Origin of the sequence: Noviherbaspirillum aridicola (genome assembly GCF_019656455.1) — a bacterium.
Taxonomy (GTDB): Bacteria; Pseudomonadota; Gammaproteobacteria; order Burkholderiales; family Burkholderiaceae_D; genus Noviherbaspirillum; species Noviherbaspirillum aridicola.
In genome coordinates this window covers 109,416-128,589 of sequence record NZ_BPMK01000007.1, presented here as the reverse complement: position 1 = coordinate 128,589, position 19,174 = coordinate 109,416, and the positions used below count along the sequence as shown (strand labels likewise).

Genomic DNA, 19,174 nt, shown 5'->3' with positions numbered 1-19,174 from the left:
TTGCCGGCTGAACCGGTTCAGAAGTCTTTCTTCACCACCTTGTCGGGCGAGGTGCCCGGCCTGTCGTTGACCACCTCGTCGACGCCGCTGGTCTCGCGCAGGTCGGTGTCGACCTGTCCGTTCTGCAAGTCCAGGTAGGCCTGCTTGATGTCGTCGCGGACGTTGGCGCTGTATTCATCGTTGGATTCGTCGCGCTCGTGCGGCATGCGCGGCGTCGAACCTTCCTTGTAGGGCCGCTGGGTGCGGATCTGGTGCTGCTTCAGGGTACGTTCCTGCATGACTCCCTCGCTTGTAGTCAGGGTAACAAGTGTTCGAGGCCGGGGATACGGAAAGATTCCCCGGGTTTTTGCATGCGGCAGGCGGGCCGGTCGCCGGGCCGGCTAGGCTTCCACGCCCTCGACGATGAACAGCCGGCCGCTGGAGTTGGCCACCCGGATGTCCTTCGCCTGGCGGTACTCGGGCGATTCATACCAGGCCTGGGCCTGCGCCAGCGACGGGAATTCCACGATCACGGTGCGCAGGCTGGCGTCATGCTGCGCATCCTCGCCCTCGCGCTGGTCGCGCGTGCCGCCGCGCACCAGGAAGCGGCCGCCGAACCGCGCCACGCTTTCGGTGGCAAGCGAACGGTAGCCCTCGTAGGGGCCGGGATTATGGACTCTTACTTCCGCGACAACGTATGCTTTTTTCATCTCGTCTCCTTTCTTCGTGCGGCCGCCGGCTTGCGGCAGGCGATGCGGCGGCATATCATTGCCGCCTCGTCAAAAACCCACCCGGGCAGGATAGCATCCGCCCGCCATCCTGGAGCTAGTCCCATGCCCCTCAACGACTCCGACTTCCATCGCGACCGCGCGCGCGCCCTGATGAAGGATGCCGAACCAATCTTCGACGCCGCCGCCGTGCAGCAGGCGGTCGACCGGGTCGCGCGGCAGCTCAACGAGCGTTTCGACAAGGACGACGCGCCGGCCTTTCCGCTGGTGCTGGGCGTGATGGGCGGCGCGGTAGTTTTCTGCGGCCAGCTGCTGACCCGGCTCACGTTCGCGCTCGAATTCGACTACATGCATGTGACCCGCTACGGCAGCAAGGACCAGGGCGGCAAGATCGAATGGAAGGTGATCCCGCGCTCCAATGTCGAAGGCCGCACCGTGATCGTGCTCGACGACATCCTGGATGAGGGCGAGACCCTGGCCCACGTGAAGGAGCGCCTGTTCGACATGGGTGCGAAGGACGTGGTGCTGGCGGTGTTCGCCGACAAGGACATCGGCAAGGCCAAGCCGGTCACCGCCGACTACATCGGCCTGACGCTGCCCAACAAGTTCGTCGTCGGCTACGGCATGGACGCCTACGGCTACTGGCGCAATCTGCCGGGGATCTGGGCGATCAAGACCGGCGGCTGAGCGCCAAACTTCCGCCCCGACCCGCCTGACGGAACCCGGGCGGGGCATGCCTCCACTCATGCGTCCGATCGAATCGCATGGAGTTCCACTTGGCCGTCTCTTCTGTTTCCCGCTCTGTCACGCCCCGGCTTGCGCCGGCAGCCTCGCATGCGGACAGCCCTCCCGCCTCCTCTCCTTCGCGCACGTTGCACGCGCCTGAAGCCCCCTCCGGGCACAGTCCGGCCGCCGGCAACAGCGCGCGGCGCCAGCTTGCCCGGGCCTGGCAAGCCTTGCATCTGCACGACGTCGCGAAGCGTCTTCTCGCGCGCACGCCGGCGCAGGCTCAGCATGCGGACGCGGCGCCTGCCCGGCCGGACGCGCTGGCCAGGGATTTGCGCGAACTGAAGGCGGCCCTGGCCGCGCTGCTGCCACGCGACGACGAGGCGCAGCGGATACCGTCCGAGGTCCATGCGCTCGTGCGCAGCGTGCACGATGCGATGGACACGCTGATCACGGCATGCGAGGCGGATGCGCAGGGCGCGGCGGCTGCCGCGTTCCGCAAGGCCGACAGCAGCGAGGAGGACGGGCATCACCACCACCACGGCGGCACCACCGCGAAGCTGCTGCGCAAGTTCATCGGCACCAGCGACTTCGATGAGTCCATGCACGTGCTGGTCCAGCTCAAGGCCGGGCTATCGGCGCTCACCGAAGACAAGAGCGACGCGGGCGCCAGCCGGCTCCAGGCGTTCCAGCTCGAGGCCGTGCCGCATGGCGCCGGCGACCTCGCGGGCGACATCGCCCTTTCCGGCCTGCTCGGCGGCGCCGGCACGCTGGCCCTGCTCGCGGGACGCAGCGAGCGGCGCGAAGCCACGCACGAGAAAAAATCGCAGAAGGCGGAAAAGCGGGAACTCGAGGCCCGGCGCGAGGGGCTGCAAGCCCGGCTGGCTGCCGTCGCGAACGGCAGCGACACCCAGGACGCGAGGCTGTTGCAACGGCAGCTGCGCATCGTCGAGTGGAAGATCGCGCGCGCCGAATTCCGGTTGCGGCATGTCGGCAAGCAGCGCGAACTCGGGCGCGGATCCGAGATCGCCGGCTATGCGATGGTGTCGAAGGCGGTGATCGACCTGTGCAGCAAGCTGACCGGCTATCTCGATTCCGGCGCGGCGGCGGCGGCCGGCGGCGCGAGCGGCTTCGCCACGATTCCGCTGTCGCCGATCGCGGCGGCGGCCGGTCTCTACATGGGGGTGAACGCGCGCAGTTTCACGTCCGCGCAGCTAAAGGATTTTCGGGCGCAGCTCGACGTCGCGCGGCAGAAGCTCGCGCCGCTGATCGCGCAACTGCCCGAGGACGCGCGCGATGCATTCAACCGCTTCTTCGAGCAGGGCAAGTGGACATCGCATGGCGACATGCTGCAGTCGTTCAAGCGGCTGCTCGGCATCTTCACCGGCGGCATGGCCGGTTACACGGCCACCATCGGTGGCCTGAGCATCGTCGATATCGTCAGCCTGGCAGCGGGCAGCGCGGTCGTGGCCGATCTCACGCTGAGCGGGGGCGTGGTGGCGGTGAGCACCGCGGTGCTGATCGGGACCTACGGCTTCCTCAAGCACCATGCGCGCTTCCACGAGTATGACGAATGGATGAATGCCGCCGACGGCGAGGTGGACCTGGAACTGATGGCGGAACTCGCGGCCGGCGGGGGCAACCTGCTCGGGTTGAACCTGGACACGCTCTCATTCATCGAGAACAAGGAGACGCGGCGGCAGGATTTTCTGCATGACCTCGCCTGGAACCGGCACGGGCTGCGCTTCGACGGACTGCGCGCGCATTCCACCGACAGCGACGCGGTCCGCGATGCGGTTTCGGGCAAACAGACAGAAAGCAAATCCTCCGGCTACCGCCGCACGGGACTGACCTGGCGCAATATGCAGGCCCTCGGCAAAGCCACCGGCAGCATGCTCAGGGGTGGGATGCAGCGGGCCAAACGCAGCTATGGCGAAGCCACCGATTACCTCACCCGCACCCGCCTCGCCTCCCTGCTGTCGGAGCCGGCCACCGCGCAGCCGCTGCGCGCGCACATGAAGCGGGACGTAGAGGAGCAGGTCGCCCTGCTTGAGCGGATGCTGTCGGAGAGGATTGCCGCTTGCGGCGATGCCGCGCCCGAGGTGGCCGCGATCGGCGATGGCGTGGATTCATCCCATCTGAACGCGCTGCGCACCGGACTCCTGCGTACCGGCACGCTGCACGCCCGCGCGAATGAATTGCTGCAGGCACTGGACGGCGAAGGGCAGCCGGACAACGCCGCGATGGCGCGCTACCTGAATCTGTTGCAGTGGGACCCGGCACTGCCCGATGAAGCGGCACGCAACCGTGCGCCGCGCGCGCTGGCCGAGTATCTGATGGAAGGCGCGCCCGAACAATACCGGCAGTCGCGCCTGCGGCTGCATCGTGGTCAGCTGGAAACCGCCAGTCTGATTCCCGCGCCGGACGCGGGTCCGGTACGGCAGTTGCCGCCCATCCCCGAGCATCTCGGCGCATTCGATTTTTCATTCGATATCGCCGCGCCCGGCGAGAATGATCGGTCAGAGCCGGCGCCCTGACCGGCCCCGCCCCCGGTCGCGCGCCGCCGTTACAGCGCCAGCCGCTTGCGCGCGGCCGCATACTCGGCCTTGAGCTTTTCCATCACTTCTTCCACCGACAGCACCGAATCCATCAGGCCCACGCCCTGGCCGGCGCCCCAGATGTCGCGCCAGGCCTTGGCCTTGCTGCCACCGCCGGAGCCGAAGTTCATCGTCGACTTGTCGGCGGTCGGCAGGTTTTCCGGGTCGAGCCCGGCGGCGACGATGGATTTGCGCAGATAGTTGCCGTGCACGCCGGTGAACAGGTTGGTATAGATCACGTCGGCCGCGGTCGATTCCAGGATCGCCTGGCGGTAGGCGTCGTCGACATTCGATTCCTTCGTCGCCAGCCAGCGCGAGCCGATGTAGGCGAAGTCGGCGCCCATCGCCTGCGCGGCGAGAATCGCGTCGCCGGTGGCGATCGACCCCGACAGCGCGACCGGACCGTCGAAGAACTTGCGCACCTCGCCCACCAGCGCGAACGGCGACAGCGCGCCCGCATGGCCGCCGGCGCCGGCCGCCACCAGGATCAGGCCGTCCACGCCCGCCTCCAGCGCCTTTTGCGCGTGGCGGATCGAAATCACGTCGTGCAGCACGATGCCGCCGTAGCTGTGCACCGCATCCAGCATCTCCTTCGGCGGCGCGCGCAGGCTGGAGATGATGATCGGCACCTGGTGCTTCACGCACACTTCCACGTCATGCGCGAGGCGGTCGTTGGACTGGTGCACGATCTGGTTGACCGCGATCGGGCCGACCGGCTTGCCGGGATGGGCGGCCCTGAAGGCGGCGAGGTCTTCCTGGATATCCGTCAGCCAGGTATCGAGCAGCTCGGCCGGGCGCGCATTGAGCGCGGGGAAGGAGCCGACGATGCCGGCCTTGCACTGCGCCTTGACCAGGGCCGGTCCGCTGGCGATGAACATCGGGGAAGCAATGACCGGCAGGCTGAGGTTTTGCAGGACCGGCGGCAGACGATGGGTGCTCATGTGATCTCCTCGGGAAATGGCAGGGAGCCCCTGCCCGGTTCTTGAATGCGCGAACATTGCGCTTTTCTGTTTTCCGGATATGATGTTATCAGAAAAAACAATGTTTTTTGCCCGCCTCATCCTTCTATGAAAAACAAGAAAACACCGGTCGTCGATTTCCGCCAGGCGCAGGAAAACCTGCGCGGCACGCTGCGCCAGGGCATGCTGGAGGCGGCTACCCGCCTGCTGCGGGAGGAAGGCCCGCAGGCGCTGACCGTGCGGCGCGTCGCCGAGGCCGTCAACTGCTCGACCACCCTGCTCTATTCGCTGTTCGGCGGCAAGGACGGACTGGCCAATGAACTCTACCTCGAGGGCTTCGCGCGTTTGAAGGCAGCGTTCGCCGAAGCCGGGCCGCCGTCCGGACGCAGGAAATCCGATCCGCTGGCGGCGCTGCGCCAGCATGCGCGCGTCTACCATGAATACGCGAAACAGAACCCGGCCTACTACATGGTCATGTTCGGCGACGCCATCGCCGGCTTCGTGCCGCCGGTCGAGTCGCGCAACCAGGCCTGGGAATCGCTGGCGGCGCTGATCGAGACCTTCGCACGCCTGATGGATGAGGGCGCGCTGCCGCGCTCCAACCCGACCGCCGCCGCGCGACTGCTGTGGGCCGCGATGCACGGCGCGGTCAGCCTCGAACTCAAGGGCTACTACCTAAAGTCCGAACGCGCGGACGAATTGTTCAACGCGGCCGTGGACGCGGTGCTGACCGCGCTGCAGGCCGGCATGGGATCCAGATAAACCTCAGACGAAGGAGACAACATGGCTTACCAGTCGCTGCAACTGACGATGGAAAACAAGATCGCGCATCTCGTGCTCAACCGGCCGGAGTCGCTCAACACCATGCACCCGGTGCTGTGGCGCGAACTGACCGAGGTGCTGACCATGCTTCAGCGGGAAGCTCCGGCGCGGGCACTCGTGATCTCCTCCACCGGCAAGCATTTCACCGCCGGCATGGCGCTCGACGTCTTCGGCAGCGGCATCGCGCTCAAGGAAGACAGCGCGACCGGCCGCGCCAACATCGTGCCTCAGCTGGAAGACATGCAGCACGCATTCAGCCTGATCGAGCGCCTGCGCATGCCGGTGATCGCCGCCATCCACGGCGGCTGCATCGGCGGCGGAGTCGACATGATCAGCGCCTGCGACATCCGCCTCGCCACCGCAGACGCCTTCTTCTGCATCCAGGAAATCAACATCGGCATGACCGCCGATCTCGGCACATTGCAGCGCCTGCCCAAGCTCATCCCCGAAGGCATCGTGCATGAACTCGCCTACACCGGCCGCCGGCTGCCGGCCCAGCGCGCGCTCGCCGTCGGCCTCGTCAACGACGTATTCGACAGCCAGCAGGCGATGCTGGAAGCCGCGCTGCAGATGGCGCGCGAAATCGCCGACAAGCCGCCGGTCGCGATCTGGGGCAGCAAGCAGGCGATCCACTATGCGCGCGACCATGCCACGGACGACGCGCTGCGGCAGATGGGCTGGCTGCAGTCGGGCATCTGGCAGGGCAGCAACCTGGCCGAAGCCTTCCAGGCGAAACAGCAGGGCCGCGCGCCCCGCTTCGACGACCTGCAGCCGCTGCAGTCCTTCGCCGACGCCGACTACACGCTGAAGTAATCACGCAAGGAGACCATCATGTTTCAGACGAATCTGATGCAGGGCAAGCGCATCCTCGTCACTGGCGGCGGCACCGGACTCGGCCGCGCGATGACGGAAAAATTCCTCTCCCTCGGCGCCGAGGTCTACATCTGCGGCCGCCGCAAGCAGGTCTGCGACGAGACCGCGGCCGAGCTGATGAAACAGCACGGCGGCAGCGTCAAGACCTTCGGCCTCGACATCCGCGACGCCGCGGCGGTCGACGACATGGTCGGGCAGATCTTCGCCGAAGGACCGCTGCACGGTCTGGTGAACAACGCCGCCGGCAACTTCATCTCCCCGACCGCGGCGCTGTCCCCGCGCGGCTTCGACGCGGTCGCCAACATCGTCATGCACGGCACCTTCTACGTCACCCACGCCGTGGGCCGGCGCTGGGTGGAGATGGCGGAGCAGGGACTGTGGAAGCCGGAAGACGGCTACCGCAGCGTGATCTCCATCATCGTCACCTGGGTGCTCAACGGCGGGCCCTATGTCGTGCCGTCGGCGATGAGCAAGGCGGCGATCCACGCGATGACCATGTCGCTCGCCACCGAGTGGGCGCGTTACGGCGTGCGCCTCAACGCCATCGGGCCGGGCGAAATCCCGACCGAAGGCATGAGCAAGCGGCTCAACCCGGGCGAGGAGCCGGGGGCGCGCTCGGCCAGGGTCAATCCCATGGGACGCGCCGGCAAGATGGAAGAGCTGCAGAACCTTGCGGCTTTCCTGATGAGCAATGGCTGCGACTGGCTCAATGGCGAGGCCATCATGATGGATGGGGGTGGTCATCTTGCCACCGGGGGGAATTTTTACGAGTTGCGGAACTGGTCGGCGGAGCAGTGGAAGGAGGCTCGGGATCGGATTGAGGCGCAGAATCGGAAGGATAGGGAGCAGAGGGGGTAAGCGCGGGGTGCGCGAGAGCGCGGCGCTGGCGCTTGCGCTCTTGTTTTTCTCCGGTGCTGCAGTTCGGTCGCCACTCCGTGGATACAAGCCGGGACTGGCCCCGGCGGGCCACCTACTTTTTTGCTTCGCCAAAAAAGTAGGCAAGAAAGGGGGGGGCGCCGAGCCCGACCCGAAGCGCTTGCCCTCCTTCGGAGGGTTCCCGTCGAAGCGAAGCACTCGGCGGGAAGCGGTGCAAACTCGCCTTCGGCTCAGACAGGCCCCGCTTCTTTATCCGCCGAGTACTCCGCTTCGACGGCGGCGCGCAACGGGAACGGCAACACCGCAAACCATCCCCACCCTGCCCCTCCACCTCGCCGGCCGCCCTTGAAGGGGAGGGAATCGTTCTTTCCCTTGCTAGCACACGAGATTGTTTCATCATCGGATCGCTCATTTGGTGTAGATGGTTTCATTGCTCTTGCGGTTTCCTCGAGCACGGGCATGGGCACACAGGCCATCGCACGCTCGCTCACCTATCACTTCAAAGCTGCGCCACACCGACTCCGTGTGCCAAGCCACTAACAGTTCCCTCCCCTTCAGAGGGGAGGGTCAGGGTGGGGATGGTGTGTGGGGTTGAAGTCCCCTTATGCGCAGCCGAAAAATCGGTGGGTCTCGCGGATAAAGAAGCGGGGCTTGTCTGAGCCGAAGGCGAGTTTGCCCCGCTTCCCGCGAGACCTGCCGATTTTTCGGGTACCCCGAAGGGGCAAGCATTAGGGTCGCCTTTCTTGCCTACTTCTTTGGCGAGACAAAGAAGTAGGTGGCCCGCCGGGGCCAGTCCCGGCAAGCATCAACGGAGTGACGACCGCTTTGAAGCACCGAAGAAAGAAGCGAAACGAGAGACGCAGAAATCCCCAATGCGCAACCGAAGGCGAGTTTGCCCCGCTCCCCGCGAAGCCCGTCGATTTTTCGGGTACCGCAGCAGGGGGCAAGCATTAGGGCCGGGTTCGGCGCCCCCCTTTCTTGCCTACTTCTTTGGCGAAGCAAAAAAGTAGGTGGCCCGCCGGGGCGAGTCCCGGCAAGCATCCACGCAGTGACTACCAAACCGTAGCACCGGAGAGAAACAGGAAACGAGAGGCGACGAGGCGACGAGGCGCGACCCGGTTGATCCCACCACGGGACCAAACCGGCCAGCGCCCCGAGCGGCATCAGAACACAAACCGGTTCCTCACCGTGTACTGAAACCGCACCTCATTACCCAAAGTAGCAATCGGCACCAGAACACCAGTCGCCGGATTGACCTGCGACGCGCTGTAGGTCAGCGCGCAGGTAAAGGTCCCCAGCGGATGGTTGCCCGGCACCGCCACCTGCAGCCCGAACGGAATATCGGTCGTGTTCCGGTTCGCCTGCACCCCCGTGTTCTCCCCAAAGGAAAAGATCGGACAGGCGCTGGCCTGCGGCCCGTTCGGACGCAGGCTGACGCGCCCGCCGAATTCGATGTCGCCGTCATAAACGGCGCCGAGCACGAACACGTTCCTGAACTGCCCGCGGCCGATCAGAATCGGCTGCTGATTCGAAAAAATCTCCAGCCGCGGCTCGGGTTCGTTGGCGACGGAATGGCCGGCCGAGACCGGCGGGGTGATGGTGGCGAGCGTGCCGAGGGCGGCAGCCAGGCCGAGGATGTGACGGTATGACATGACAGGCTCCTTGTGCAAATGCGGCGGGAATGCCGCATCTGCTTATACGAAGCGAGCCTTTCCGTAGATGCGAGCACTCACATCGCACGTCCCTTACCGGCTGCTGGTGGCGAGCTTGAGCGCCAGCAAGGCGAACACCGTGCCCGCCACCCGGTTCATCACGAGCTGCGCCCGGGCGGAGCGGCCGAGCCGCCTGCCAAGCGCGCCGGCGGTCAGCGCGACCCCGCCGAAGACCAGCAGCGTGGCGAGGATGAACAGCCCGCCGAGCAGCAGCATCTGCATGCTGATCGGCCCGCGCGCCGGGTCGGCGAATTGCGGCAGGAAGGCCAGGAAGAAGACCGATACCTTGGGATTGGTGATGTTCATCACGATGCCGCGCCGGTAGAGCTGCGTGGCCGAGGGCCCTTCCCCCTCGCCGAGCCGGATCGCCGATGCCGGCGCGCGGAAGGCTTGCCAGGCGAGCCAGAGCAGATAGGCGGCGCCGGCGATCTTGAGCGCGTTGAAGGCGATGTCCGAGGCCTGGAAGATGGCCGCGACGCCGAACGCGACGAGCGTGGTATGCACGATCAGGCCGGTGCACAGGCCGAGCGTCACCAGCAGGCCGGCGCGCGGGCCGCGCAGGGCGGACTGGGTGAGCACGAAGATGTTGTCCGGGCCGGGGCTGAGACCGAGCACGACGGAGACGGAGAAAAAGGCGATCGATGTTTCCAGCGTCAGCATGTGTGGAAGGGGCGATGAACGGGACTGCCATTATCGCAAGATCGATGGAACCGGGGGGCATGGGGCGCCACTCACGGTTGTCATGACTTTCCGGACATTCGGTCCGCCGCCTGCTGCCAATGACCTCGCCATCGAGACCCGTCCTGCCGTTTCCGGAACTCGTATCCCGACTGCTGCGCACGCTTGGACTGGAAATGCCGCAGTGCGCCGCCCAGGAAATCTACACGCTGCACTTCGCGGGCGAACCCGACGTGCACCTGGTGCGCAGGACGAGTTCGCGCTCCATCGACCTGGTGACGACCGCGGCCGAACTGGAGAATCTGCGGAATGCCGAACTGCTGTCGGCCCTGCTCGAACTGAACGGGCGGGATGAATCGAACTTCACGCCCACCGTCATGCTCGACCGCACGACGCGGGTGGTGCTGGTGAAGGTGCGTCTGCCGGAGTCGGTGGTAGACGTGGCGCTGCTGACGAAGATGCTCGACGGCGTGCGGCAGCAGAGCGCGGCCGTGCGCCGTGCCCTCTCGCCGCCCGTGGTCGCGCCGGTCGCGGTCGCGCCGCGCCGCCGGGCGGCCGCACTGCGCTGACTGATTTTTACACTCGCTAGCCGTAATCGATATGCGTATAACACCACCATCAGGCTTCAAGCCCGCGCAAGGTCCTCAGGCCCAGAGCGCGAAGCATCCGGCCCGCGCGGGAGCGTCGGGAACGTCGGGATCATCGGGCGTGTCGCTGACCTCGCCGTCGGCGCTTCCCGCCTATTCGAAGCCTGTCGTTTCCCGCGTCGCGCTGGCGCCGGCGGTCGGCGTCACGCCCGGCCTGCCGCCGGGCGCGTTCCTGCCCTGAGTCAGTCGCGGTTCAGCAGCACGCCGTCCCGCACCTCCACCGCTCCCGCCTTCAGCAGCTGCGCCACGGCCCAGTCGGCAAGCTCGGCTTCCGGCTTGCGGAAGTAGCGCCGGTTCGCCTCATGAAACAGGAACATCTCTTCCAGCAGCGGCTGCACCCGGTCCACGGGTATCGCCTGCTTGTCGAGCAGCAGAAACTTCAGCAGCACCTTGATCGCATTCTGCGCATTGCGCGCCGGGTCGGCGGTGAAGTAGTCGATGCGTGAGAACGCGGTGTCGAGCGCCTTTCGCACATCGGTGAAGGGCGCGCCGTGGCCGGGGATCACGAGCCGCGCGTCGAGCGTGGCGATCAGTTCCAGCGTGGCGCGCACCTCGGCAAAGCCGGACTCGCCCTCCAGCTCCGGAAAGACCACGCCGAAGCCGTGCTCCCACAGCGCGTCGGCGGAAATCAGGATGCGCTCGTCGGCGCACCAGAACACCAGTGAATGCGGATCATGGCCGGGCGCGCCGAGCGCCTGCCACTGCATGTCGCCGAGCGTGAGCACGTCGCCGGGCGAAACCGTCTCGTCGAAGCGGAAGCGCTCGCAGTACTGGCCGGTGGCCTTGTAGGTGAGCGCATCCTCGTCCCAGTCGCGCACCTTCGCTGCTTCCGAGGCGGGAATCGCGGTGCGGCAGTCATAGGCTGCCTGCAGCGCGGCATTGCCGCCGCAGTGGTCGGAGTGCAGATGGGTGTTGACGATGCGCTCGAGCGGCCGTTCGCCGAGCGCATGCCGGACCAGCGCCAGGGTCTGGGCGGCATGGGTGGCGTAGCCGGTGTCGACCAGCGCGGTGCCGCCGGCGCCGTCGAACAGGATGTTGTTCGAGGAAAGCCAGCCGCGCTCGAACACGCGCATGGTCGAAGGCAGGTTCATTTTTTCATCTGGTAGGCGAGGGAGATCTTGGCGAACTCGACCAGCAGCGATTGCGAGCCGCCGTTGAAGGTGGTGAAGCTGTTGCCGGTGCGGACCACGAGCCGCGGCGGGAAGATCCCGCTCAGGTAGGGAACGCCGATCAGCTTGGCGCTGCGGATGTCGTGCCATTCGACCTTGCGGTCATACAGCCAGCGCTGGGTGATGCCGCGCTCGTCCACGGTGACGGTGGAACGCAGGAACCAGTAATAGCTGACGGCCAGCATCAGCGCCGCGCCGAGCAGCAGCATCTTGACGCCGAAGCCGTACTCCAGCAGCGGAAAGCGCAGCGTGACGCTCGACGCGTAGACCGCGAGGACGATGGTGACCACGGTGGCCAGCAGCTTGAACCAGAGGTTGTAGGCGGGGCCGGTGATGGTTTTCTCCGGCTTGTAGAACTCGAATTTCATGACGGTTTGACACGTTGTATGCCCGGCGGCAGGGACCGGGCGCTGTGGAACAGGGGACTCTCGAAGAAGCTGTCGCCGCGCAGCCATGCCTGCAGCATGTCGGTGGCGTCGAGTCCCCAGAAGCAGCGATTATCCACCACCGCCGTCGGCACGCCAAACACGCCGGCGGCGATCGCGTCCTCGCCGTTGCGCTTGATGGCCTGTTTGACATCGGGGCTGTCGAGCATCTCCGGCGTGACGTTCAATTCCTGCATCAGTTGGCGGAAGGGTTCGGCATCGGTCGGCAGATGCCCTTCGCGCCAGACGAAATGAAAGATGCGGCGCAGCGCCTGCTCGCCGCCCCCGGCCGCCACGAACAGGCGCAGCAGCGGCAGCGGATTGAAAGGATGATGGCCGGGCATGGTCATCGGTATCCCGTGCCTGTGCGCGAGCCAGGCGCAATGCTCGAAGGTCCAGGTGCGCTTGGGCGGTATCTCGGCCGGGCCCTTGTTGTCCCAGTGGTTGAGCAGGCCGGCCAGCAGCACCGGACGGTAGCGCAGCGCGACGCCGGGCGGCAGCGTGTGCAGCAGTTCGGCCTGCAGGTAGGAAAACGGGGAGATGAAATCGAAATACCAGTCGATGGTTTTCTGCTCGGTCATGTGCATGTCTCCTTGTTGTCGTTTGGCGGATGGACCGGAGAGCTGCTCTCCGGTCGGGCTCCGTTGGGCCGGCAGGGACGCCGGCCCTACCTTTTTCGCGGGAGCTTCACTCGAACGCTGCCTGTTCCCGCTTCCTGATCTCCACCCATACCGCGCGCTTGTAATCGTCGTCGGCGCTGCCCCAGGCCACGATCTCGTCTATCGTGCGGAAGCAGCCCTCGCACAGGCCGTTCTGCGGATTCATCCTGCAGATGCTGATGCAGGGAGACGGCACGCGTCCCTTGTCCTTGTGCGGGTCGTAATCCATCTCAGGCCCTCAGCGCGACATCGGCAACCGGCGCGCCCGTCATCGCCACCAGCTGCGCCGGCGTGAGCCGGAACACGGCGTGCGGATGGCCGGCCGCGGCCCAGACGCTATCCAGCTTCAGCAGGTCTTCGTCGATCAGCATCACGGTCTTTTCGAGGTGGCCGATCGGGCAGACGCCGCCGATCGCATAGCCGATGCGCGTCTTGACGAACTTCGCATCCGCGCGGCCGAGCGGGCCGAGGCGCGCGGCGACCTTGGCTTCGTCGACGCGGTTGACGCCGCTGGCCACGACCATCACCGGCGCATCGTCGGACAGGCGGCGGAAGACGATGGACTTGGCGATCTCAGCCACGCTGCAACCGAGGCCGGCGGCCGCCTCGGCCGAGGTCTTGCCGGTCTCGGGCAGCATCACGACGGGCTGGTCGTGTCCCAGCTCCCGGAGCAGGTCGGCGACGCGGCGGGCGGAATCGGGTATCGGGGTGCGGGTATCAGGCATCGGATGTCAGGGTTCGGGGAGCAGGCGCTCTATCTGTTCGCGCAGTACCGGGAGCAATTCGCGCCCGAACCAGGGGTTGGACTTCCACCAGGACTGGTTGCGCGGGCTGGGATGCGGCAGCGGCAGGTAGCGCGGCAGATATTCTTCGTACGCGGCGACTGTTTCAGTCAGCGTCGCTTTCGCATTTTGTCGCAAGTAGTATTTCTGTGCATGGCTGCCGATGAGCAGGGTCAGGCCGATGCGCGGCATCATCGGCAGCAGACGCGGATGCCAGAGCGGCGCGCATTCCGGCCGCGGCGGCAGGTCCCCGCTGCGGCCCTTGCCGGGGTAACAAAAGCCGGTCGGGACGATGGCCACCAGTCGCTCGTCGTAGAAGCGTTCGCGCGGCAGCTGCAGCCAGTCGCGCAGGCGCTCGCCGGAGGGATCGTTCCACGGAATGCCGGTCTCGTGCACGCGGCTGCCGGGGGCCTGGCCGACGATCAGCAGGCGCGCCTCGGGGCCGGCCTGCACCACCGGACGCGGCGCATGCGGAAGCCGGGCCGCGCAGTGCGTGCAGGCCGAGACTTCTTCCAGCAGCGCGCGGAACTGCTTCACGCCAGTTATCCCGCCCGCTTGGCCGCGATCGCGTTGCCGGCGCGGCTGGCCGCCTTGCGGCCGAGATGCCGGGAGATGAACTCGCCGGCATCGACCACCTTGTCGAGGTCGATGCCGGTGTGGATGCCCAGTCCGTTGAGCATGTACACCACGTCCTCGGTGGCCACGTTGCCGGTCGCGCCCTTCGCATACGGACAGCCGCCGAGGCCGGCCACCGACGAATGGAAGATCGACACGCCGGCCTGCAGCGCCGCGTAGATGTTGACCAGCGCCTGCCCGTAGGTGTCGTGGAAATGGCCGGACAGCTGCGCCAGCGGATAGTCCTTGGCCACGGTCTCGTACACCGCGTGTATCTTCGCCGGCGTGGCCACGCCGATGGTGTCGGCGATGTCGATCTCGTCGCAGCCGAGGTCGCGCAGCCGTCGCACCACGTCGGCCACCGCGTCGGGCGCCACCTCGCCCTGGTAGGGACAGCCGAAGGAGCAGCTGATGCTGCCGCGCAGGCGCACGCCGTTCTGCTTCGCAGCTTGCGCGACGTCGCGGAAGCGCTCGATCGACTCCGCGATCGAGCAGTTGATGTTGCGCTGGGAGAAGGCCTCGGAGGCGGCGCCGAAGATCACCACTTCATCCGCCTGCGCCGCCAGCGCCGCCTCGAAGCCCTTCATGTTGGGCGTGAGCGCCGAGTAGTCCACGCCCGGCTTTCGGCGGATCCTGTCCATCACCTCGGCCGAGGTCGCCATCTGCGGCACCCATTTCGGCGAGACGAAGGAAGCGGCTTCGATGTTCACGAAGCCGGCGTCGGTCAGGCGGTCGACGAGCTCGATCTTGACCTCGACCGGGATGGTTTCCTTTTCATTCTGCAGGCCGTCGCGGGGACCGACTTCGACCAGCTTCACATGGGTGGGCAGTGTCATGGCGTTTCCTTTCAGGCGGCCTGGGTGACTTTGAAGGCCAGCAGTTGCGCGCCCTCGGCGACCTGGTCGCCGACCGCGTACAGCAGGTCTTCGACGGTGCCGGCGGCAGGCGCGGCGATCGTGTGTTCCATCTTCATCGCTTCCATGATGAGCAGCGGTGCGCCCTTCTCGACGGTCGCGCCCTTCTCCGTCAGCAGGGCGACGATCTTGCCCGGCATCGGCGCGGTCAGGCGGCCGCCCTCGGCTTCGGCCTCGCCGGCGTGCGCGAGCGGGTCGTTGTAGTGCAGCGTGCTGTGCTCGCCGCCGGTGAACACATGGAACATCTCGCCGTCGCGCACCACGGAGCCGCGCACCGCCGCACCGTCGAGCTTGATTGTCAGCCGCGGTCCGAGCTGCTCGACCAGCGTCATCCGCGCGGTGCGGCCGTCGAGCCCGAGCTGCCAGCCCTCGCCCTCATACGTCACCGTGAGCGGCTGGCGCTTCGCTTCATCGCCGAAGTCGAGGCTGCGCACCAGCGCGGCATTCATGCGCCAGCCGCTGGTATCGGCCCAGGGATCGCTGGCGGCGCCGTTCTTTTCAGAGGCGAGCAGCGAGGCCGCCGCCAGCGCCAGCACCGGCAGCGACGCCGGCTGCGCGGCCGGGAACAGCGCGTCGCGGTGGCGTTCGATCAGCCCGGTATCCAGATCGGCCTGCGAGAACGGCGCGCTTTCCACCAGCCGCTTGAGGAAGGCGACATTGGTCGCCAGACCGACCACCTGGTACTCGGCCAGCGCCTGCGACATATGGGCCAGCGCCTCGGCGCGGTCCTCGCCCCAGACGATGAGCTTGGCGATCATCGGGTCGTAGAACGGCGAGATGGCGTCGCCGCTGCGCACGCCGGAGTCGATGCGGATCGCGGCCGGATGGCCGGCGGCGGCGCCCTGCCCGGTTTCGAAATGCACCGCGCGCGGAGTATGCATGTGACGCAGCGTGCCGATCGCGGGAAGGAAGCCCTTCTCCGGATTCTCCGCATAGATGCGCGCTTCCAGTGCATGGCCGTGGATGCGCAGTTCATCCTGCTTCTTCGGCAGGGGTTCGCCGGCGGCGACACGCAATTGCCACTCCACTAGGTCGAGGCCAGTGATCATTTCGGTGACCGGATGCTCGACCTGCAGGCGGGTATTCATTTCCATGAAGTAGAAGGAACCGTCCTGGTTGGCGATGAACTCCACCGTGCCGGCGCCGACATAACCGACCGCCTTCGCGGCCGCCACCGCCGCCTCGCCCATCGCCCGCCGGCGCTCGGCCGTCATGCCCGGCGCGGGCGCTTCTTCCAGCACCTTCTGGTGGCGGCGCTGCACCGAGCAGTCGCGCTCGAACAGGTAGACGCAATCGCCCCGGGTATCGGCGAACACCTGGATCTCGATGTGGCGCGGCCGGATCAAGTATTTCTCCACCAACACCTTGTCGTCGCCGAAGCTGTTGATCGCCTCGCGCTTGCAGGATTCCAGCGCGGCCTTGAAGTCCTCGCTCCTGTCGACGATGCGCATGCCCTTGCCGCCGCCGCCGGCCGAGGCCTTGAGCAGCACCGGGTAGCCGATGCGGTCGGCCTGCTGCCGCAGGAAGTCGGCGTCCTGGTTGTCGCCGTGGTAGCCGGGCACCAGCGGCACGTCGGCCGTCTCCATCAGCGCCTTGGCGGCCGACTTCGATCCCATCGCGCGGATCGCCGACGCCGGCGGGCCGATGAAGACCAGCCCCGCCTTCGCGCAGGCTTCGGCGAAGTCCTCGTTCTCGGACAGGAAGCCATAGCCGGGGTGGATGGCCTGCGCGCCGGTGGCCAGCGCGACCTCGATGATCCTGTCGGCGCGCAGGTAGCTTTCCTTGGCCGGCGGCGGGCCGATCAGGACGGATTCGTCGCATACCGCTACATGTTTGGCGTTGGCATCCGCTTCGGAGTACACCGCGACGGTCTTGATGCCGAGGCGGTGGGCGGTGGCTGCGACGCGGCAGGCGATTTCGCCGCGGTTGGCGATCAGGATTTTGGTGAACACGGGGTCTCCTTTTTTTGCAATCGGGTTTTTATTGCGTTTGGGGGGCGTGGGCCTTGTGGGCTGGTTGCGCTCGTTGTTTCTCTCCGGTGCTTCGTAGCTGCAGCCACTTCGTCGAGACTAGCCTCTCGTTTCGCTTTTCTCTTCGGTGCTGCAAAGCGGTAGCCGCTTCGTGGAGACTAGCGCTCTCGTTTCGCTTTTCTCTTCGGTGCTGCAAAGCGGTAGCCACTTCGTGGACACTAGCCGGGACTGGCCCCGGCGGGCCACCTACTTCTTTGTCTCGCCAAAGAAGTAGGCAAGAAAGGCGACCCGAAGCGCTTGCCCTCCTTCGGAGGGTTCCCGTCGAAGCGAAGCACTCCGCGGGAAGCGGGCAAACTCGCCTTCGGCTCAGACAAGCCCGCTTCTTTTTCCGCGGAGTACTCCGCTTCGACGGCGGCGCGCAACGGGCACGGCAACCCCGCAAACCATCCCATCCCTGACCCTTCCCTATGAAGGGAAGGGAATCCTTCTTTCTCTTGCTGCCGCAAGAGATTGTTCCATCAGTTTGTCTCTCATTGCCACCGCAGATAGTTGCATAACTCTTGCCTATCACCCCCGACCTGCACAGTACCGACTCGGTGTGCCAAGCCACAGACAGTCCCCTCCCCTTCAAGGGGAGGGTCAGGGTGGGGATGGTGTGCGGGGTTGCCGTTCCCCTATGCGCAGCCGAAAAATCGGTGGGTCTCGCGGATAAAGAAGCGGGGCTTGTCTGAGCCGAAGGCGAGTTTGCCCCGCTTCCCGCGGGACCTGCCGATTTTTCGGGCACCCCCGCAGGGGGCAAGCATTGGGGCCGCCTTTCTTGCCTACTTCTTTGGCGGAGCAAAGAAGTAGGCGGCCTGCCGGGGCCGGTCCCGGCTAGCATCCACGGAGTGACTACCGCTTTGAAGCTCCGGAGAGATCCGACGTAAAGAGAGCAAGCTGCGCGCAATCCTCCGGAAGCGCCCTGCACGATCTGAGAAAAATAGTGCATCCCAACAGCTCCCCGAAACGACGTTTCACTCCGCCATATTCGCACTAACCTGCGTATGCTTAATCCGCATCCCCAGCTTCTCCAACAACGCCATATCCGCCTCCGCATCCGGATTCCCGGTAGTCAGCAGCTTATCCCCATAAAAAATCGAATTAGCCCCCGCGGCAAAGCACATGGCCTGCACCGCCTCCCCCAGTTCCCGGCGCCCGGCCGACAGCCGCACGCGCGCCTTCGGCATGGTGATGCGCGCCACCGCGATGGTGCGCACGAACTCCAGCGGATCGAGCGGGTCGAGACCGTGCAGCGGCGTGCCGGCGACCTGGACCAGGTGGTTGATCGGCACCGATTCCGGGTAGGGGTCGAGGTTGGCGACCTGCGCGATCAGGCCGGCGCGCTGGCGGCGCGACTCGCCCATGCCCACGATGCCGCCGCAGCAGACCTTGATGCCGGCGCCGCGCACCTTGTTCAGCGTGTCGAGCCGGTTTTCATAGTCGCGCGTCGTGATGATGTTGTTGTAGAACTCGGGCGCGGTGTCGAGGTTGTGGTTGTAGTAGTCGAGACCGGCGGCGGCGAGGCGTTCGGCCTGGCCGTCTTCCAGCATGCCGAGCGTGGCGCAGGCTTCCAGGCCGAGTTCCTTGACGCCGCGCACCATCGCTTCCACATGGTCGAGGTCGCGGTCCTTGGGGCCGCGCCAGGCGGCGCCCATGCAGAAGCGGGTGGCGCCGTGTTCCTTGGCGGCGCGGGCGGCGGCGAGCACCTGTTCCAGTTCGAGCAGCTTTTGCGCCTGCACGCCGGTGTCGTAGCGCGCGGCCTGCGGGCAGTAGCCGCAGTCTTCCGGGCAACCGCCGGTCTTGATCGAGAGCAGGGTCGCGAGTTCGACTTCCTGCGGGTCGAAATGCTGGCGGTGGACCTGCTGGGCGCGGTACATCAGTTCATTGAACGGCAGGTTGAACAGTTCCAGCACTTTCTCCACCGGCCAGGTCTTCGCGGCTTCGGCGCGGGCGGCGGCAGGGGTACGCAGTTCGAGGAAAGAGACGGCTTGACTAGACATTGTT

Annotated in this window: 20 protein-coding genes; 6 read left to right on the top strand and 14 right to left on the bottom strand. The window is 66.2% G+C overall.

What is annotated here, in order from left to right; translation table 11 throughout:
- Window positions 1–17 precede the first annotated feature (17 nt).
- Together NCCP691_RS09325 and NCCP691_RS09320 are read right to left on the bottom strand one after the other, a co-directional pair.
- Window positions 18–278, bottom strand: coding sequence for a hypothetical protein (locus NCCP691_RS09325; protein WP_220807994.1), 261 nt, complete (start codon window positions 276–278; stop codon window positions 18–20).
- A gap of 102 nt (window positions 279–380) precedes the next feature.
- The gene (locus NCCP691_RS09320; protein ID WP_220807993.1) at window positions 381–689 is read right to left on the bottom strand and encodes a DUF1330 domain-containing protein; all 309 of its coding nucleotides are present in this window, start codon (window positions 687–689) and stop codon (window positions 381–383) included.
- Between the two features lie 123 nt (window positions 690–812).
- Between NCCP691_RS09320 and NCCP691_RS09315 the strand changes: the two genes are divergently transcribed.
- On the top strand, window positions 813–1,394 hold the full coding sequence (locus NCCP691_RS09315; protein WP_220807992.1) for a hypoxanthine-guanine phosphoribosyltransferase: 582 nt from the start codon (window positions 813–815) through the stop codon (window positions 1,392–1,394).
- A 269-nt stretch (window positions 1,395–1,663) separates the two neighbouring features.
- The gene (locus tag NCCP691_RS09310; protein ID WP_220807991.1) at window positions 1,664–3,970 is read left to right on the top strand and encodes a hypothetical protein; all 2,307 of its coding nucleotides are present in this window, start codon (window positions 1,664–1,666) and stop codon (window positions 3,968–3,970) included.
- 29 nt (window positions 3,971–3,999) lie between these two features.
- On the opposite strand, the gene NCCP691_RS09305 is transcribed toward NCCP691_RS09310, so the two are convergent.
- Window positions 4,000–4,971: an NAD(P)H-dependent flavin oxidoreductase gene (locus NCCP691_RS09305; RefSeq protein ID WP_220807990.1), complete on the bottom strand. Its 972-nt coding sequence runs from the start codon at window positions 4,969–4,971 to the stop codon at window positions 4,000–4,002.
- A gap of 126 nt (window positions 4,972–5,097) precedes the next feature.
- On the opposite strand from NCCP691_RS09305, the gene NCCP691_RS09300 reads away from it, so the two are divergent.
- From NCCP691_RS09300 to NCCP691_RS09290, 3 genes are read left to right on the top strand one after another with little or no spacing between them, the layout of a single operon-like run.
- Window positions 5,098–5,751 (top strand): TetR/AcrR family transcriptional regulator, encoded by a 654-nt coding sequence (locus NCCP691_RS09300; RefSeq protein WP_220807989.1) that lies wholly within the window; start codon window positions 5,098–5,100, stop codon window positions 5,749–5,751.
- A gap of 21 nt (window positions 5,752–5,772) precedes the next feature.
- Window positions 5,773–6,624 (top strand): enoyl-CoA hydratase-related protein, encoded by an 852-nt coding sequence (locus NCCP691_RS09295; protein WP_220807988.1) that lies wholly within the window; start codon window positions 5,773–5,775, stop codon window positions 6,622–6,624.
- 18 nt (window positions 6,625–6,642) lie between these two features.
- The gene (locus NCCP691_RS09290) at window positions 6,643–7,542 is read left to right on the top strand and encodes an SDR family oxidoreductase (RefSeq protein ID WP_220807987.1); all 900 of its coding nucleotides are present in this window, start codon (window positions 6,643–6,645) and stop codon (window positions 7,540–7,542) included.
- A 1,181-nt stretch (window positions 7,543–8,723) separates the two neighbouring features.
- On the opposite strand, the gene NCCP691_RS09285 is transcribed toward NCCP691_RS09290, so the two are convergent.
- Both NCCP691_RS09285 and NCCP691_RS09280 read right to left on the bottom strand, forming a co-directional pair.
- Window positions 8,724–9,212: a hypothetical protein gene (locus NCCP691_RS09285; protein WP_220807986.1), complete on the bottom strand. Its 489-nt coding sequence runs from the start codon at window positions 9,210–9,212 to the stop codon at window positions 8,724–8,726.
- 93 nt (window positions 9,213–9,305) lie between these two features.
- A complete protein-coding gene (locus tag NCCP691_RS09280) occupies window positions 9,306–9,932 on the bottom strand; it encodes a LysE family translocator (RefSeq protein ID WP_220807985.1) in 627 nt (208 codons plus the stop codon).
- Between the two features lie 119 nt (window positions 9,933–10,051).
- On the opposite strand from NCCP691_RS09280, the gene NCCP691_RS09275 reads away from it, so the two are divergent.
- Window positions 10,052–10,519 (top strand): CesT family type III secretion system chaperone, encoded by a 468-nt coding sequence (locus NCCP691_RS09275; RefSeq protein WP_274387231.1) that lies wholly within the window; start codon window positions 10,052–10,054, stop codon window positions 10,517–10,519.
- 260 nt (window positions 10,520–10,779) lie between these two features.
- Here NCCP691_RS09275 and NCCP691_RS09270 read toward each other — a convergent pair whose 3' ends face one another.
- The 9 genes from NCCP691_RS09270 to bioB all read right to left on the bottom strand — a co-directional run bounded on the left by NCCP691_RS09270 (window position 10,780) and on the right by bioB (window position 19,170).
- Complete coding sequence (locus NCCP691_RS09270; RefSeq protein WP_220807983.1) at window positions 10,780–11,688, bottom strand: MBL fold metallo-hydrolase; 909 nt, start codon at window positions 11,686–11,688, stop codon at window positions 10,780–10,782.
- Entirely contained in the window at window positions 11,685–12,134 is a 450-nt protein-coding gene (locus NCCP691_RS09265) for a hypothetical protein (RefSeq protein ID WP_220807982.1), read from the bottom strand. The genes NCCP691_RS09270 and NCCP691_RS09265 overlap by 4 nt, the downstream gene beginning before the upstream one ends.
- A complete protein-coding gene (locus NCCP691_RS09260) occupies window positions 12,131–12,772 on the bottom strand; it encodes a 2-hydroxychromene-2-carboxylate isomerase (protein ID WP_220807981.1) in 642 nt (213 codons plus the stop codon). Before NCCP691_RS09260 ends, NCCP691_RS09265 begins: the two co-directional genes overlap by 4 nt.
- A gap of 106 nt (window positions 12,773–12,878) precedes the next feature.
- Complete coding sequence (locus tag NCCP691_RS09255; RefSeq protein ID WP_220807980.1) at window positions 12,879–13,079, bottom strand: DUF1289 domain-containing protein; 201 nt, start codon at window positions 13,077–13,079, stop codon at window positions 12,879–12,881.
- A 1-nt stretch (window position 13,080) separates the two neighbouring features.
- Window positions 13,081–13,575, bottom strand: a complete 495-nt coding sequence (locus NCCP691_RS09250) for a YbaK/EbsC family protein (RefSeq protein WP_220807979.1) — start codon at window positions 13,573–13,575, stop codon at window positions 13,081–13,083.
- 6 nt (window positions 13,576–13,581) lie between these two features.
- Entirely contained in the window at window positions 13,582–14,169 is a 588-nt protein-coding gene (locus NCCP691_RS09245; protein ID WP_238482380.1) for a uracil-DNA glycosylase family protein, read from the bottom strand.
- Between the two features lie 5 nt (window positions 14,170–14,174).
- Entirely contained in the window at window positions 14,175–15,083 is a 909-nt protein-coding gene (locus NCCP691_RS09240) for a hydroxymethylglutaryl-CoA lyase (protein ID WP_220807978.1), read from the bottom strand.
- Between the two features lie 11 nt (window positions 15,084–15,094).
- On the bottom strand, window positions 15,095–17,113 hold the full coding sequence (locus tag NCCP691_RS09235; protein WP_220807977.1) for an acetyl/propionyl/methylcrotonyl-CoA carboxylase subunit alpha: 2,019 nt from the start codon (window positions 17,111–17,113) through the stop codon (window positions 15,095–15,097).
- A gap of 1,031 nt (window positions 17,114–18,144) precedes the next feature.
- A complete protein-coding gene (bioB, locus tag NCCP691_RS09230; protein ID WP_220807976.1) occupies window positions 18,145–19,170 on the bottom strand; it encodes a biotin synthase BioB in 1,026 nt (341 codons plus the stop codon).
- Window positions 19,171–19,174 lie beyond the last annotated feature (4 nt).